Annotated in this window: 11 protein-coding genes; 7 read left to right on the forward strand and 4 right to left on the reverse strand. The window is 61.4% G+C overall.

Annotated elements, in window-relative coordinates; all coding sequences use genetic code 11:
• Positions 1 to 43: 43 nt before the first annotated feature.
• The 4 genes from ACTNB1_RS10270 to ACTNB1_RS10285 all read left to right on the forward strand — a co-directional run bounded on the left by ACTNB1_RS10270 (position 44) and on the right by ACTNB1_RS10285 (position 4,666).
• Complete coding sequence (locus ACTNB1_RS10270; RefSeq protein ID WP_441169244.1) at positions 44 to 793, forward strand: SDR family NAD(P)-dependent oxidoreductase; 750 nt, start codon at positions 44 to 46, stop codon at positions 791 to 793.
• 45 nt (positions 794 to 838) lie between these two features.
• Positions 839 to 2,323 carry a sodium:solute symporter family protein gene (locus ACTNB1_RS10275; protein WP_441169246.1) on the forward strand — a complete coding sequence of 495 codons (1,485 nt, stop codon included), beginning with the start codon at positions 839 to 841 and terminating at the stop codon, positions 2,321 to 2,323.
• A gap of 53 nt (positions 2,324 to 2,376) precedes the next feature.
• Positions 2,377 to 4,104: a thiamine pyrophosphate-binding protein gene (locus ACTNB1_RS10280; protein ID WP_441169247.1), complete on the forward strand. Its 1,728-nt coding sequence runs from the start codon at positions 2,377 to 2,379 to the stop codon at positions 4,102 to 4,104.
• A gap of 160 nt (positions 4,105 to 4,264) precedes the next feature.
• Positions 4,265 to 4,666 (forward strand): hotdog fold domain-containing protein, encoded by a 402-nt coding sequence (locus ACTNB1_RS10285; RefSeq protein ID WP_087343764.1) that lies wholly within the window; start codon positions 4,265 to 4,267, stop codon positions 4,664 to 4,666.
• A gap of 52 nt (positions 4,667 to 4,718) precedes the next feature.
• On the opposite strand, the gene ACTNB1_RS10290 is transcribed toward ACTNB1_RS10285, so the two are convergent.
• Positions 4,719 to 6,086: an MATE family efflux transporter gene (locus ACTNB1_RS10290; protein ID WP_441169248.1), complete on the reverse strand. Its 1,368-nt coding sequence runs from the start codon at positions 6,084 to 6,086 to the stop codon at positions 4,719 to 4,721.
• Between the two features lie 299 nt (positions 6,087 to 6,385).
• Between ACTNB1_RS10290 and ACTNB1_RS10295 the strand changes: the two genes are divergently transcribed.
• Together ACTNB1_RS10295 and clpB are read left to right on the forward strand one after the other, a co-directional pair.
• Positions 6,386 to 6,814 (forward strand): Hsp20/alpha crystallin family protein, encoded by a 429-nt coding sequence (locus ACTNB1_RS10295; RefSeq protein ID WP_441169250.1) that lies wholly within the window; start codon positions 6,386 to 6,388, stop codon positions 6,812 to 6,814.
• A 79-nt stretch (positions 6,815 to 6,893) separates the two neighbouring features.
• Positions 6,894 to 9,524, forward strand: coding sequence for an ATP-dependent chaperone ClpB (gene clpB / locus ACTNB1_RS10300; protein WP_441169251.1), 2,631 nt, complete (start codon positions 6,894 to 6,896; stop codon positions 9,522 to 9,524).
• A 47-nt stretch (positions 9,525 to 9,571) separates the two neighbouring features.
• Here clpB and ACTNB1_RS10305 read toward each other — a convergent pair whose 3' ends face one another.
• The 3 genes from ACTNB1_RS10305 to ACTNB1_RS10315 are packed head-to-tail and all read right to left on the reverse strand — an operon-like array spanning position 9,572 to position 13,502.
• Entirely contained in the window at positions 9,572 to 10,957 is a 1,386-nt protein-coding gene (locus ACTNB1_RS10305) for an alanine/glycine:cation symporter family protein (protein WP_441169253.1), read from the reverse strand.
• A 24-nt stretch (positions 10,958 to 10,981) separates the two neighbouring features.
• Positions 10,982 to 13,165, reverse strand: coding sequence for a DNA topoisomerase III (locus ACTNB1_RS10310; protein ID WP_441169255.1), 2,184 nt, complete (start codon positions 13,163 to 13,165; stop codon positions 10,982 to 10,984).
• A gap of 16 nt (positions 13,166 to 13,181) precedes the next feature.
• A complete protein-coding gene (locus tag ACTNB1_RS10315) occupies positions 13,182 to 13,502 on the reverse strand; it encodes a winged helix-turn-helix transcriptional regulator (protein WP_441169256.1) in 321 nt (106 codons plus the stop codon).
• Positions 13,503 to 13,618: 116 nt separating this feature from the next.
• Here ACTNB1_RS10315 and ACTNB1_RS10320 point away from each other — a divergent pair, with 116 nt between their 5' ends.
• Positions 13,619 to 14,230, forward strand: a complete 612-nt coding sequence (locus ACTNB1_RS10320) for a LysE/ArgO family amino acid transporter (protein WP_441169257.1) — start codon at positions 13,619 to 13,621, stop codon at positions 14,228 to 14,230.
• Positions 14,231 to 14,281 lie beyond the last annotated feature (51 nt).

Here is a 14,281-nt window from a genome sequence, read left to right on the forward strand (position 1 = left end):
TTCAGCCAAACACACCAAAACACACGGAAGAGGAGAGGAGACTATGGACCTAGGAATCCAGGGAAAGCGAGCCCTCGTGACCGGGGCCGGACAGGGGATCGGCAAAGCCACCGCCCTGGCCTTGGCACAGGAAGGGGCCGTCGTCTGCGTCTGCGACATCAACGACGCACGCGGCGAGGAGACAAAGGAGGAGATCATCCGGCAAGGGGGCTCCGCGCTCTATATCCACGCAGACGTGGGCTCAGAGCAGGAGATCAAGCACTTGTTCCAAACAGCGAAGGCCCAAATGGGACCTGTGGATATTTTGGTCAATAACGCGGCCATTTCACCCAAAGTACCTTTTGAGGAGATCCCGTTTGAACAGCTGGAGCAGGTCATGCGGGTAAACCTCATGGGCACGTTCCTCTGCATCCAGGAGGCCGTGGCACAGATGAAGCCCCGGCAGTGGGGCCGCATCATCAGCCTGGCCTCCATGGCCGGCCGGTTCGGCGCAAACAAGGCAGGTGCCCACTACGCCGCAACAAAGGCGGGCATCATCGGCCTGACCATGACCCTGGCAAAGAAACTGGGTCCGGATCACATTACGGTGAATTGTGTGGCGCCGGGCCGGATCAATACAGAGCTCACCAGAGTCCTTCCCGAAGCGGTGCAGAAGGAGATCTGCAGCCAGATCCCCCTGGGGCGGATCGGAGAGCCCTCGGAGGTCGCTTCCGCCATCGCTTTCCTGGCCTCTCAGCAGGCCAGCTATATTTCCGGAGCCTGTCTGGATGTGCTGGGCGGATATATTGCCTGAGCTGTTTGTCAAACAAAAGTCACAGCAACTTGTTAGGAGGGTACTATGTTAACCATTATTTTAGTCGTCGGATATTTTCTCTTCTGCGTTGGCATGGCTTTTTTCCTGGACTACCGCACAAAGAAGTGTAAACCCAACGAAACGGCGGTAGATTATTCCACAGGCAAGAACAGCATGGGATTGTTCATGGCCTTTTCTCTGATGTGCGGAAACCTAATCAGTTCCAGCTACATCATCGGCAACTCGTCCGCTGTGATCCAGCACGACATCGCCTACCAGTGGACGTTTTACGGCTATATCATCGGCTGGGCTCTGACCTGCGCCTATATCCCCATCTATCGTTCCATCTGCTACAAATACGGCTGCTCCTCGCTGGGCGAAATATTCGGAAAGCTCTTCAGCAAGCGGGTCTCCGTCTGCGTTTCCGTTATGATCTTCGTCTCCTTCGCCAGCGCCGTCAGCGCCCAGACCGTCATTGTCTCCAACCTCCTGCAATCCCTGCTGGGCATCCGCAGCGAGATCACCATGACCGTGACGATCGCCGCCATGATCCTTCTGGCATTGCAGGGCGGCATGAAGGGCCTGGCACGCATCAATATGGTCCATGTGATCGTACTCAGCATCTCTGTTGTGGCGATCTTCCTGGCCGTCATGACTTCCGTGGGCTGGGATTTTGGACAAGTATACCGCGCCCTGGAGCCTCAGGGGACCTTTAAGCTCTTCGGCGGCTCCAGAAGCAACTCCTATATCATCGGCACACTGGCCATCCAGCCGTTTGTCACCGTGGTAAACGCGCTCTCCATCTCCGCCGCAATCGGGGCAAAGGACGCGAAAACCGCCCAGAAGGCCCAGTCCATCATGCCCATCTTCGCCATTTTCTTCTTCGGTCTGGTCATCATGGCCGCCTGCTGCGGCAAATTCCTGTGGCCCGACATGGAGGCCAGCACTGCCTGGTACACCATCGCCGGACATTACGGTCCCTTTATGGCCGCTCTGGCCAGCTGCGGCGTGCTGGCCGCCAGCATGTCCACTGCGCCCACCTACATCATGGTTATGTCCAGCACCGCTATGGAACTCTATACCCCGCTGTGCAAAGAGCCTCTGAGTGAAAAACGGAAAATGTTCCTCACCAAGCTGCTGATCGTGGTGTTCGGAATCGCGTTCCAGCTGCTGGGCCTGCTCTCCAGCGACGTGGTGGATATCCTCTCCAACGCCCTGACCGTGCGCGCCGTATGCGGCCTGACCTTCACCCTCTTCCTGCTGTGGAAGCGTCCCAACGAAAAGTCCATCTTTTACAGCATGGTCCTGGGCATCATCGTGTGCGTCGTATGGATCGTCTACGGATATATTTTCGGCAGCAGCCCCTTTGGGATCCAGATCACCTATGCCGGCGGCGTTGTGGCCCTCGCAACTCAGATCATCGTTACCCTGGCCACTACAAAGCAGGGCGAGCGCTCGGACAGCTACCAGCTCTATACCGAGGCCCGCAAGGAGATGAAGATGGCGATTGCCGAAGGCAAGAAGGTTTAATCTGAAAATTTTGGAGCGCCGCTGAAAACTCAGCGCAGGAAGGAAGGAACAAGATGAAAAAGCATGGCGGAAATGTAATGGCCGGACTGCTGGCCGACTACGGAGTGACCGCGGTATTCGGCGTACCCGGCGGACAGACGCTGCCGCTCTATTATGGAATTCTGGACGAAGCCCCCCGCATCCGGCACATTCTGATGAAGGACGAGATCGACGCCACCTTCGCCGCCGACGCCTACGCCAGAGTGAGCGGCGGCATCGGAGTATGCGACGCCACCGCCGGTTGCGGAGCCGTCAAATTCATCTCCGGCCTGGCGGAAGCCTACAACACCTCCATCCCGGTCATTGCCATCGGCTCGGAGATGGAGGGAGACTGGCTGGCCGCCCGCTACCGGGGCACCGGCTCCCAGGTGGTGGACTCCAAGGAGGTGCTCAAGCCGGTCACCAAGTGGCAGGCCTGCCTGCCCCACGTCAACAAAATGCCCGAGCTGGTACAGACCGCCGCTCAGATGGCCACCAGCGGCCGGCCCGGCCCGGTGTTCATTGAGTGTCCCTGGCGGCCCTTCCGGGAGGAGTACACCGGCCCGGACTATACCGCCAACAAGAAACTGACCAGTCTGCCCGCCCACCGTCCCACTCCCTCCCGGGACGAGGTGGATGAGGCCATCCGGCTGCTGGAGAGCGCCCGGCGCCCGGTGATGCTGGTGGGCGGCGGCGCGTGGCGCTCCGGCGCCCGGGAAGAGATCACGGCACTGGCCCAGCGGCTGGCCATTCCCGTGGCCGCCTCTCTCACCGGCAAGGGCGTGCTGCCGGAAAACCACCCTCTCTCCCTGGGCGTGGTGGGCAGCCTGGGCGGAAACGACGTCTCCAAGGCCATGGTGGAGGAGGCAGACGTGATTCTGGCCATCGGCTTCAAATTCAGCCAGAATTCCACCTACGGCTGGTCCATCCCCAGGGCAGGCCAGAAGGAGATCCGCATCGACATTGACGAGGCGGAGATGAACAAGATGCACACCACCGACATCGGACTGGTGGGCGACGCCAAGGCCACCCTCCAGCTGCTGCTGGACCGACTGAGCAGCAGCCGGGACGCCGCCCCGGTGGAGCAGGAGATCGCCCAGCGCCGCCAGGCCTGGCAGGAGAAGAATCGCCCGGTGGTGGAGGCTGAGGACCGCATCACCCCTCAGAAGATCGTCTCCCTGCTCAACGAGCTGTGCGGCGACGACACCATCCTGGCCTGCGACGCCAGCTTTTCCTGCGGCTGGGCCGGGAGCTTCTTCGACGTATACGGCGACCGCCGGACCATTCTGCCCCGGGGCGCCGGCGGACTGGGCTACGGACTACCCGCCGGTATCGGCGCGGCGGCGGCGCGGCCTAACTGCAGCGTGGTGGTACTCACCGGCGACGGCGGCCTGAACTACTGCCTGGGTGAGATGGCCGTACTCCACGAGCAGAACATGAACGTGAAAGTGGTGGTCATCAACAACAGCATCCTGGGCTGGATCAAGTGGTACCAGGCGGCCATGTGGGACGGGCGCTTCACCGATGTGGACACCGAGACCATCGATTACGCCGCCGTGGCCAGAGGCCTGAACTGCACCGGCGTCTCCATCCGTGATCCCAAAACGCTGCGGGAGAAGCTGAAGGCAGCCCTGGAGTTGGAGGGTCCGGCGGTGATCGACATCACCACAGTGGAGACCGAGGCCTGCAAATTCACCGACGATCCCAAGGCTGTAGCCTACATACAGGAAAGCGCCCGGCAGAAAATCCAGAAAGAAGCCTGATTCCCCGACATACACCTCTTTTTCTCGGTAAAGCAAAAAAGCGAAATTATAGCATAAATATCCGCTGTTGACAAGCCCCTCAAAGCGACGTACAATGGTTGTAGCCTATCTGTTTCCATTTTTGTGCGTATTCACAATAAGAATGAGGAGTGGAATCGACATGGACGAGAAAAAGTATACTTCGATGATCCGCCTGCGTATGTCTGCCAAGGACGCTCACTACGGCGGAAACCTGGTGGACGGCGCTCACATGGTGCACCTGTTCGGTGACGTGGCCACCGAGCTGCTGATCCAGTGTGACGGCGACGAGGGTCTGTTCTGCGCGTACAACAACATTGAGTTCAAGGCTCCCGTTTATGCCGGTGATTTCATCGAGGCGTACGGCGAGATCACCCACATCGGCAACACCTCCCGTAAGATGCGGTTTGAGGCCCGTAAGGTCGCCATTCCCCGCCCCGACATCAGCGACTCCGCCGCCGATTTCCTGGATGAGCCCATCGTTGTGGCCATCGCCGAAGGCACCTGCGTCACCCCCAAGAAGTGCCAGCGGAAAGAGCACTAAGTCCATACGGATACAAAAAACGCCCCGGAGCAATGCTCCGGGGCATTTTTTATCATACAGCCGGTCCGCCGGCACGTTCCGCCAGGATTTTGGGGAAGAAATGGAGAAACAGAATGGTGGTCACCGTGGCGGCCACCGCGTCGGCAATGGGCTCGGACAGGAAGGTGGCCTCCGCCGACACCAGGGCGGGCAGCAGCAGCAGGCAGGCCAGGAACACGCTCTTGCGGAACAGGGAGCAGAACAGCGCCAGCCGCACATGGCCCAGGGCGGTGGTCTCGTCCACCAGGGGGTACTGCACCGCCAGAGGCAGGATCATGGCGGTAAACACCTTGATGTATCCCACCGACCGCTCCAGCACCTCGGCGTTCTGGGTAAACAGCCGGACGAACAGGGGTGAGAGGGTGTGGGTGACGATCATCATAATGGCGCAGAAGGTGAGGCACAGCCCCACAATGGATTTTAATGCAGTCTTGATGCGCTTCCCATTCCCCGCGCCGTAGTTGAAGCTGATGACCGGCTGGGTGCCCAGGGTCAGGCCGCCCATGGGCATGGTGATAAGCAGCAGGTAGCTCTGCACGATGGTGGCGCAGGTCACCAGGGTATCGCCCAGCTTCGGGCCGCCGTACCGCTGGAGTACGGTGTTGAGGACGATCAGCAGAATACTGTCGGTGGCAATAATAAGGAAGGGCGACAGGCCGAAGGCCACGATATTCTTCATGATCCGCCGCTCAAAGCCGCCCCAGCGCAGGGGCACCGGCATGCTTCTCCGCAGCAGGGCCCACAGCACGAAGGCGCAGGAGGCCATCTGGGAGATCACTGTGGCGATGGCCGCGCCCGCCACCCCCAGGTCCAGCAGGAAGATGAACACCGGGTCCAGGGCGATATTCAGCACCGCGCCCAGCATCACCGTGGCCATGCCCAGACCGGAAAAGCCCTGGGCAATGAGGAAGCTGTTCATGCCCGTGGCCATCAGGGCGAAGAAGGTACCGGCGGTGTAAATGGTAAGATAGGTATCGGCATAGCCGAAGGTGGCGGAGCTGGCGCCGAACCACATGAGCAGGTGCTCCTTCAGCAGCAGAAACAGAGTGGTCAGCACGCCGGAGAGCACCAGCAGCATGAGGAAGCTGTTGGACAGCACCTTCCGGGCTTCCTTCTCGTTCCCCTCTCCCATGCGCATAGCCAGGATGGGCGAGCCTCCCAGGCCCACCAGGGTGGCAAAGGAGCCCAGCAGGGTGACGATGGGGCCGCACACCCCTACGCCTGCCAGGGCCAGGTCCCCGATTTCCGGAATGTTTCCAATATACATGCGATCCACGATACTATATAATACACTGACCATCTGAGCCAGCATGGTGGGGATCGCCAGGCGGCACACCAGGGGAAATACCGGGTCTTTGCCCAGGTCGTTGGTCCGTCGCATATCCATCCTCCTTCACGGTATCCTGGGCATTATACCTCTTTTTCCAGGGCGCGTAAACCCCTCCGCGCCGTTTTAGCACTCTCGGCCTAAGAGTGCTAATGTTTACAATTTGGACATAATTTGATGTATATTTGTTCACAGTCTCGCCCTATAATCTCAATCAGAAAACGAGATAAGCCCCGGATCAATGGGGCAGAAAGAGGATGAGCGCCATGGAAAATCGGAGAAATTAGCAATTCATTTTCTTGACTGCTAACGCATTTCATCCACCAAATCCAACAGACTAAGGAGAGATCATTATGTTTGGTATGCTTCCTTTTGAGCGCAATAACGACAACGTGTTCGATACGTTTGATAACTTTACCCGCAACTTCTTCCAGAGCAGCAACGCCAACCTGCCCGCCTTCCGGACCGACATCCGGGACGCCGGCGACAAGTTTGTTTTAGAAGCTGAGCTGCCCGGCTTTAACAAAGAGGACATCAAGCTGGACGTGAAGGACGGCATCCTGACCATCTCCGCTGAGCACAAGGAGAACAAGGAGCAGAAGGACGACAAGGGCTCTTACATCCGCCGGGAGCGGAGATACGGCTCCTTCACCCGTTCCTTCGACATCACCGGCATTGATGAGAGCGGCATCACCGCCGCCTACCAGAACGGCATTCTGGAGCTGAATCTGCCCAAGGCCGTCCCCGTGGTTCCTGAGACCCGTCGGATCGCCATTGATTGACCTGGATATCCGGGAGCCGGTCAGCCGTGGCTGACCGGCTCCCTGTCGTTTTTCCCCATGAAAGGAGATGTGACGCGATATGAACGCGCAGAAATATACGCAGAAATCCCTTGAGGCGGTGCAGACCGCCCAGAGCCTGGCCACCGAGTACGGCAACCAGCAGATCGAGCAGCCCCACCTGCTGCTGGCCCTGCTGAGCGACGAGGCCGGCCTGATCCCCCAGCTGCTGGGGAACATGGGCATCACCGTGCCCTCCTTCGCCGCCGCCGCCAAGGCGGAGGTGGAAAAGCTGCCCCGTGTGTCCGGCTCCGGCCGGGAGCAGGGCAAGATCTACGTGGCTCAGGACGTGGACAAGTGCCTGAACACCGCCGAGTCCATCGCTTCCTCCATGAAGGACGAGTATGTGTCGGTGGAGCACCTGCTGCTCTCCCTGATTGACACGGCCAACAGCGCCCTGAAGGAGCTCTTCCGCACCTACAACATCACTAAGGAAGGGGTGCTCCAGGCCCTCACCGGCGTCCGGGGCAACCAGCGGGTGACCTCCGACAACCCGGAGGAGACCTACAACGCCCTGAAGAAGTACGGCTCCGACCTGGTGGAGCGGGCCCGTCAGAACAAGCTGGACCCGGTCATCGGCCGTGACGACGAGATCCGCAACGTGATCCGTATCCTGAGCCGCAAGAGCAAGAACAACCCCGTTTTGATTGGCGAGCCCGGCGTGGGCAAGACCGCCATTGCCGAGGGTCTGGCCCAGCGGATCGTGAAGGGCGACGTGCCCGGCTCCCTGAAGGACAAGACCATCTTCGCCCTGGATATGGGCTCCCTGATCGCGGGCGCCAAGTACCGGGGCGAGTTTGAGGAGCGGTTAAAGGCCGTCCTCAACGAGGTGAAGAAGTCCGAAGGCCGCATCATCCTCTTCATCGACGAGCTGCACACCATCGTGGGCGCCGGCAAGACCGAGGGCGCCATGGACGCCGGCAACCTGCTGAAGCCCATGCTGGCCCGTGGCGAGCTCCACTGCATCGGCGCCACCACCCTCAACGAGTACCGCCAGTATATCGAAAAGGACGCCGCTCTGGAGCGGCGGTTCCAGCCCGTGATGGTGAACGAGCCCACGGTGGAGGACACCATCGCCATCCTCCGTGGCCTGAAGGAGCGCTACGAGGTGTTCCACGGCGTGAAGATCCAGGACGGCGCCATCATTGCCGCCGCCACCCTGTCCGACCGCTATATCACCGACCGGTTCCTGCCCGACAAGGCCATCGACCTGATCGACGAGGCCTGCGCCATGATCCGCACCGAGATCGACTCCATGCCCACCGAGCTGGACGTCATCCAGCGGAAGATCATCCAGCACGAGATCGAGGAGGCCGCCCTGAAGAAGGAGGACGACGCCATCTCCAAGGAGCATCTGGCCGAGATCCAGAAGGAGCTGGCCGAGATGCGGGACGAGTTCAACGCCAAGAAAGCCCAGTGGGAGAACGAGAAGAACGCCATCGGCAAGGTGCAGAAGCTGCGTGAGGATCTGGAGGCCGCCAACGCCCAGCTGGAGAAGGCCCAGCGGGAGTACGACCTGAACCGTGCCGCCGAGCTGCAGTACGGCAAGATCCCCGAGCTGCGCAAGCAGCTAGAGGCCGAGGAGGCCATCGCCAACGAGGGCAAGGCCCGTTCCCTGCTGCGGGACAAGGTCACCGAGGAGGAGATCGCCCGCATCATCGAGCGCTGGACCGGCATTCCCGTGGCCAAGCTGATGGAGGGCGAGCGTGAGAAGCTGCTCCATCTGGAGGACATCCTCCACCAGCGGGTGGTGGGCCAGGACGAGGCCGTGCGCCTTGTGTCCGAGGCCATCCTCCGCAGCCGGGCCGGCATTGCCGACCCCGACCGGCCCATTGGCTCCTTCCTGTTCCTGGGCCCCACCGGCGTGGGCAAGACGGAGCTGGCCAAGACCCTGGCGGAAGCTCTGTTCGACAGCGAGAAGAACATGGTCCGTATCGACATGAGCGAGTATATGGAGAAATTCTCCGTGTCCCGCCTGATTGGCGCACCTCCGGGATATGTGGGCTATGAGGAGGGCGGCCAGCTCACCGAGGCCGTCCGCCGCCACCCCTACTCCGTGGTGCTGTTCGACGAGGTGGAGAAGGCCCATCCCGACGTGTTCAACATCCTGCTTCAGGTGCTGGACGACGGCCGGATCACCGACAGCCAGGGCCGCACGGTGGACTTCAAGAACACCATCATCATCCTCACCTCCAACCTGGGCTCCCAGTACCTGCTGGACGGCATTGACCAGAACGGCGAGATCACTGAGGAGGCCAAGAGCCAGGTGCAGGAGCTGCTGCGCCACTCCTTCCGACCGGAGTTCCTCAACCGTCTGGACGAGATCGTGTTCTACAAGCCCCTGACCAAGGACAACATCACCCACATCATCGACCTGCTGGTGAACGAGCTGAACCAGCGTTTGAGCGAGAAGCAGCTGAAGGTGGTACTCACCGACGCCGCCAAGCGCTATATCATCGACAGCGCCTATGACCCCGCCTTCGGTGCCCGGCCTCTGCGCCGGTTCGTGCAGCACGGGGTGGAGACCCTCATCAGCCGCAAGATCATCGGCGACCAGGTCCAGCCCGGCGACACCCTCACCGTGGACTGCGTCAATGGCGAGCTGACGGTGGATGCCAAGACCGTCCTCACCGGCGAGATCGTGGACCAGTAAGCTATAAGGAAACAGCGCCTGCCGCAGCCGCGGCAGGCGCTGTTTTTTTACTTATTCACCATGGGGATCTCGGTCTTGTCCACCTCGTCCAGATTTCTCAGATAGTGCTTGGTATCTTTGGCAATGGTTCCGGACAGCAGGAGCACGGCGATGAGGTTGGGGACGGCCATGAAGGCGTTGAGGATGTCGGCGATGGTCCACACCAGATCCAGGGCCAGCACCGGGCCCACCACCACCACGGCCACGAAGATGATCTTATAGGGCAGGATAGCCTTCTTGCCCCACAGGTACTGGGCGCACCGCTCTCCGTAGTAGGACCAGCCCAGGATGGTGGACCAGGCGAAGGTGATGATGCCCACCACCAGGATGACGGGGCCCAGCACGGGGATCTGGGAGAAAGCCAGGGTGGTGAGCTGGCCGCCGTCGGCAATGGTGTCCATATTGATATCGGGGTTCTTCATGATGGTGGACACCAGCACCAGGCCGGTCATGAGGCACACCACCACAGTGTCCCAGAAGGTGCCGGTGGCGGACACCAGGGCCTGACGCACCGGGTTGCGGGTCTGGGCGGCGGAGGCCACCAGGGGTGCGGAGCCCAGGCCGGACTCGTTGGAGAAGAGGCCCCGGGCCACGCCGAAGCGCATGGCCACCATCAGGCCCTGTCCCACCAGGCCGCCGGCCACCGCGCCGGGCTTGAAGGCCAGGGACAGGATGGCGGAGACGGCGGGGCCGATGAAGTCGTAGTTGATGCCCAGGATGATGAAGCAGCCCAGGACATAGAAGATAGCCATGAAGGGCACCAGCTTCTCACACACGCTGGCAATGGCGCTGATGCCGCCGATGATGACGATACCGGTGAGGATACCGCCCACGATGCCGATGACGATGGGCGGGATGCCGATGGGGATGTTGTTCTCAATGACCTCGGCGATGGCGTTGATCTGGGTGCCGCAGCCGATACCGAAGGAGGCCAGGGCGGCCAGGGCGGCGAAGAGGACGCCCAGCCACTTCATATTGAGGCCGCGCTCCAGGGCGTACATGGCGCCGCCCTGCATCTTGCCGTCGGGGGTGCGCACCCGGTACTTGACGGCAATGAGGGACTCGGCGTACTTGGTGGCGATGCCGAACACGCCGGCGATCCAGCACCAGAACACGGCGCCGGGGCCGCCCAGGAAGATGGCGGTGCCCACGCCCACGATGTTGCCGGTGCCGATGGTGGAGGCCAGTGCGGTGGTGAGGGCCTGGAACTGGCTCACATCGCCGGGCGCCTCAGGGTCGCGGGTGATGGACAGCTTGATGCCCGTCCAGGTCTTGCGCTGGATGACGCCGGTACGCACGGTCATGAACACGTGGGTGCCGAAGAGCAGGACGATCATGGGCAGGCCCCAGATGAAATCGTCCAGCCAGTTGATGAAATTGATGATGATCTCCACACGCTCTCCTCTTTTCTCTCTGGTTTATTGGTTCTGCTCCAGCCACTTTTTCAGCTGCTCGGCCATGGCGGAGTTCCCCTTCTCCTCCTGCTGAGCCTGCTGCTGGAGATACCGACGCACATCCCCCTTGCCCGCCGATTTCTCCGAGCGGCGCTTCTTGAAGTCGCTGAGCTTCTCCCGGTAGCCGCAGACGCAGGCGAACATCTGCTTCTCCCCTTCGCCCCGCAGCTCCATCTTCTTGTGGCAGTTGGGGCAGCGGGCGTTGGTCACCTGCTTTACGCTGCGGCGGTAACCGCATTCCCGGTCGGGACAGACCAGCATCTCTCCCCGTTTGGTCTTGACCCGCAGCAGATACTTGCCGCAGTCGGGACAGGGGGAGCGGGTCTGGTTGTCGTGGCGGTAGGATGCGTCGCTGGCCTTCACCTGGCTCACCAGCCGGGAGGCAAAGTCCCGCATCTCCGACACGAAGGCGTTCTCCTGCTCCTTTCCCTGGGCGATATCTCCCAGCCGTTTCTCCCACTGGGCGGTGAGGGAAGCCGACCGCAGGTCAGATGGAGCCAGCCCCACCACCTGGATACCCTTGGAGGTGGGCCACAGCTCCTTGCCACGCCGCTCGATATAGAAGGCGGAGAACAGCTTTTCGATGATATCCGCCCGTGTGGCGGGAGTGCCCAGGCCGCCTGTCTCCTCCAGGATGCGGCTCTGATCCTTATCCTTCACCTGGGCCGCCGGATGCTCCATGGCGGTGAGCAGGGTGGCCTCGGTGTACCGCTTGGGCGGGGCCGTCTGGCCCTGCTGGGTCTTGGCCCACCGGACGGGCAGCTTATCGCCCTGGCGTAGCTCGGGGAGGGTCTGCTCCTTCTCGTCCTCGTCGGCGTCCTCCTCGTCCAGGGCAAAGGAGCGGTCATAGGCCGCCTTCCAGCCCTGCTCCTTCACGATCTTCCCCTTGGCGTGGAGGACCTCGTCCCCCACCTTCACCTTCAGGGTGACCTCCTCATACTGGAAGGGGGGCAGCAGCACCGCCAGGAAGCGGCGGACCACCAGGTCGTAGATGTTCCGCTCCGGACCGGACAGCCGCCACAGCTCGGGCTGCTCCTCGGTGGGGATGATGGCGTGGTGGTCGCTGACCTTGGCGTTGTTCACCAGGTAGCGGGTCTGGAGGGGCCGGTTCATCAGGATCTGCTGGGCCAGAGGCTTGTACTCCTCCACCAGCACGCTGCGCAGCCGCTCAGGCAGGGTGGGCACCACGTCGTCGGAGATATAGCGGGAGTCGGTACGGGGATAGGTCAGCAGCTTGTGGACCTCGTAGAGGTTCTGCATGATGCTGAGGGTCTCCTTGGCGGAGTAGGCGTACTTCTTGTTGGCGTCCCGCTGAAGCTCCGTCAGGTCATAGGCCGCCGGCGGCGGTGTCTGCTTCCAGGTCTTTTTCACCTCAATGAGGGTGCCCGTGCCATTGGCAAGGGCGGCGGCGATCCGCTCGGCCTTCTCCCGGTCAAAAGTGCGGGCCTGGTTGTTTTTGTCCCGCCAGGTGGCGGTGAAGCCGTCAAACCCCGCCCGCACCGTCCAGAATTCCTTGGGCTGGAAGGAGCGGATCTCCTCCTCCCGGTCCACGATGAGGGCCAGGGTGGGCGTCTGCACCCGCCCGGCGGAGAGCTGGGCGTTGTGCTTGCAGGTCAAAGCCCGGGTGACGTTGAGGCCCACCACCCAGTCGGCCACGCTGCGGGCTCGGGCGGAGTGGTACAGATTGTCGTAGTCGGCGGCGGGCTTTAAGTGGGCGAAGCCGTCCTTAATGGCCTTGTCGGTCTGGGAGGAGATCCACAGCCGCTTGGCCGGCTTCTTCCACCCCGCCTTCTCCATGATCCACCGGGCCACCAGCTCGCCCTCCCGGCCGGCGTCGGTGGCGATGACCAGCTCGCTCACGTCCCCCCGGCGCATGAGGGCCTGGACGGCGCGGAATTGCCGCCCGGTCTGGGGGATGACCACGGTCTTCATCTTATCAGGCAGCATGGGCAGGGTGAGCATATCCCACTTGGCCCACGCCTTGTCGTAATCCTCAGGGGGCGCCAGCTCCACCAGGTGCCCCAGGGCCCAGGTGACGATATACTTCTCCCCTTCCAGGCAGCCGTCGCCGGACTGTCTGCAGCCCAGCACCCGAGCCAGCTCCCGGCCTACCGAGGGTTTTTCTGCCAAAACCAGTGTCTTTGCCATGTGATCGCTCCTTCTCTCAGAGGGTCATGCTCCAGTTCCCCAGCTGGTCCAGGATGGGGATGAGCTGGCGGCAGGGCTCGGTGATGGCGTACTCCACCCGCACCGGTACCTCCAGGTACTCCTGCCGGGTCACCAGCTTGTCCTCCTCCAGCTCCCGCAGGGCGTTGGCTAGCACCGTGTTGGACACCCCGTCCAGGGTCTTTTTCAGCTGATTGTACCGGGTGGGACCGTTGTTGTACAGAGAGCAGAGGATCTGCATCTTCCACTTGCCTCCAATGAGGGCCAGCGCCCGGTTCAGCGGGCAGGTATCCATACAGGGACAGTTCTCGTGCTCCACAGGTCAGTTCCTCCTTACCTGGTACGGAAATTCTGCGCTCTTGCACTTTAGCTTGTTAGGTTTTATAATACTACCAGGTTGGAAAAAAGGAAAGCATTTTTTGGGAGGAATGAACTATGCCGCCGTATTTGCAAGGTCTGGGCATCGGTCTGGCCTACGTGGCCCCTATCGGGATGCAGAATCTGTTCGTCATCAACACCGCCCTCACCCAGCCCCGGCACAAGGCGCTGCTCACAGCGCTTATCGTCATCTTCTTCGACGTGACCCTGGCCCTGGCCTGCTTCTTCGGCGTGGGCGCCCTGATGGACCGGTTCACCTGGCTGAAGATGATCGTCCTGCTGGCCGGCGGCGCCGTGGTCATCTGGATCGGCATCGGCCTGCTGAAGGATAAGCCCTCCATGGACCACAACGTGGACGTGAACGTCTCCCTGCCCAAGGTGGCCGCCAAGGCCTGCGTGGTCACCTGGTTCAACCCCCAGGCTCTCATTGACGGCACCCTGCTCTTCGGCGGGTTCCGGGCGGGCAATCCCGGCGCGGTGAGCACCCAGCTGATTCTGGGCTCCTCCTCCGCCTCCTTCCTGTGGTTTTTCGGGATCACCATTCTGATCTCCTTCTTCTCCGCCCGGTTCAACGACAAGATCCTCCGGGTCATCAACGTGGTCTGCGGCATCATCATCATCTTCTACGGCGCCAAGCTGCTGCTCCAGTTCTTCCAAATGATCATGTAAACAAACAGCGGGGCCGCTCCCAAGGGGTGCGGCCCCGCTTCTGCTTTTCTT

It is taken from the genome of Flavonifractor sp. HCP28S3_F3 (assembly GCF_052065355.1).
GTDB lineage: Bacteria > Bacillota > Clostridia > Oscillospirales > Oscillospiraceae > Flavonifractor.

Coding starts and splice junctions, on each gene's coding strand:
- ACTNB1_RS10270 (WP_441169244.1), top strand. CDS start 44: ATGGACCTAGGAATCCAGGGAAAGCGAGCCCTCGTGACCGGGGCCGGA.
- ACTNB1_RS10275 (WP_441169246.1), top strand. CDS start 839: ATGTTAACCATTATTTTAGTCGTCGGATATTTTCTCTTCTGCGTTGGC.
- ACTNB1_RS10280 (WP_441169247.1), top strand. CDS start 2,377: ATGAAAAAGCATGGCGGAAATGTAATGGCCGGACTGCTGGCCGACTAC.
- ACTNB1_RS10285 (WP_087343764.1), top strand. CDS start 4,265: ATGGACGAGAAAAAGTATACTTCGATGATCCGCCTGCGTATGTCTGCC.
- ACTNB1_RS10290 (WP_441169248.1), bottom strand. CDS start 6,086: ATGCGACGGACCAACGACCTGGGCAAAGACCCGGTATTTCCCCTGGTG.
- ACTNB1_RS10295 (WP_441169250.1), top strand. CDS start 6,386: ATGTTTGGTATGCTTCCTTTTGAGCGCAATAACGACAACGTGTTCGAT.
- clpB (WP_441169251.1), top strand. CDS start 6,894: ATGAACGCGCAGAAATATACGCAGAAATCCCTTGAGGCGGTGCAGACC.
- ACTNB1_RS10310 (WP_441169255.1), bottom strand. CDS start 13,165: ATGGCAAAGACACTGGTTTTGGCAGAAAAACCCTCGGTAGGCCGGGAG.
- ACTNB1_RS10320 (WP_441169257.1), top strand. CDS start 13,619: ATGCCGCCGTATTTGCAAGGTCTGGGCATCGGTCTGGCCTACGTGGCC.